The sequence below is a fragment of the Caballeronia sp. M23-90 genome, assembly GCF_053574605.1.
The window spans coordinates 1-1,497 of sequence record NZ_JBSIPA010000794.1 but is presented as its reverse complement, the minus strand read 5'-3'; the positions used below and the strand labels follow the sequence as shown (position 1 = coordinate 1,497).

The following is a 1,497-nucleotide window of genomic DNA, read 5'->3' as shown; positions in this document are numbered from 1 at the left end:
GGAAACTCAGGTATCCGTGCTTCGTTCGATTCCACTTCGAACAGGAAACGCGTGCCGTCCTCGCCTTGCATTGGCAGACCGCGTACAAAGCCGGTCAGCTCGATATTGCGGTTCTCGAATGCCGCGGAGGCGGCGAGGCGGCAGGCCTGCGTTTCGATGCATCGACCGCCATCCACGACAACTGCACGATGCGCGGAAACTCAGGTATCCGTGCTTCGTTCGATTCCACTTCGAACAGGAAACGCGTGCCGTCCTCGCCTTGCATTGGCAGACCGCGTACAAAGCCGGTCAGCTCGATATTGCGGTTCTCGAATGCCGCGGGCAACCCGTATTGCAAACGACCTTCGGCGCGCGATGCGGCGTAGCTAAAACCGACAATAAACGCGGCGCAGATCAAGCACGCGTAACGCCAACGCGGCAAATAAACTGAGAGCGTACAAGCGCACGCAACCGCGCATGCAGCGGCGCAAATAACCCACACGCCGGGCAGCGCAGCCTGCCGCTGCAGCCACACGATCCCGAGAGCAAACCCGATCAACATTCCCCGCACGCCCGCTCCTCAAAACCTTGACGCGAGCGCAAACGCATCGGCGAGAAAGCGTTTCTCTACGACGCGTGCAATCGAACAAGTCAGAAGAACTGATTATGCGGAGAGAAGTGCAAGCCGCGGCAGTGCCAAGTGCGCGTTAGCCGTTGTGCCTATGGAAAGCGTCTCTTCGCTGATACCGCGCAATTCAGCCAGCACCCGCGCGATGCCCGCCACCTGATCCGGCGCATTCCGATGTTTGTATAACCAGGAGGGCGCAATATCCGGCGCATCGGTTTCGAGCACGATTGCATCGAGCGGCAGGTCAGCCGCAAGGCGCCGGATCTGCCGTGCGCGCTCAAACGTGAGATTGCCGCCGAAACCAAGCCGCATGCCATGCGCAATGAACGCTTCGGCCTGTTGAAAACTGCCGTTGAACGCGTGCGCGATACCCACATTCACGCCGTGCACACGCAAGCCTTTGAGCACTTTGTCCTGCGATTTACGCACATGACAAATGACCGGCAGATCGAAGTCACGTGCAATCTTGAGCTGCTCGTAATAGAAGAAGGTCTGGCGAGCGTCATCGAGGCCAGGCACGAAATAATCCAGTCCGATCTCGCCAATACCCACAAACCGAGGATCATCCATGCTCGCCGCGATATGCTCGCGCAACACGCGCAAATCGTCGTCCTGTGCACGAGGAGTAAAAAGCGGATGAATGCCGAGTGCATAAGCGCCGCCCTCGATCCGATGCGCAAGCTCGCGCACCGTACTGAAGTTCTGGCGCTCGACGCCCGGGATCACGATTCGCCCGACGCCCGCTTTCAGCGCCGATGCCGCGACGTCTTCGCGGTCGGCATCGAATTCGGAAGCATCGAGATGGCAGTGCGTATCGATCCACATGATCGCTCCGTGATTCCCGCAACTAGACAGGTACGACCGGCTCCTCGAACAGCACGCCATCGCGC

General features: G+C 59.3%; 2 protein-coding genes. Both read right to left on the bottom strand.

The genetic code is table 11. The annotated features are described in order from the left end of the window. Positions 1-94: 94 nt before the first annotated feature. The gene (locus ACRXB1_RS35915; protein ID WP_449494755.1) at positions 95-541 is read right to left on the bottom strand and encodes a DUF4131 domain-containing protein; all 447 of its coding nucleotides are present in this window, start codon (positions 539-541) and stop codon (positions 95-97) included. A gap of 102 nt (positions 542-643) precedes the next feature. Then, complete coding sequence (locus tag ACRXB1_RS35910) at positions 644-1,432, bottom strand: TatD family hydrolase (protein WP_449494754.1); 789 nt, start codon at positions 1,430-1,432, stop codon at positions 644-646. Positions 1,433-1,497: the final 65 nt, after the last annotated feature.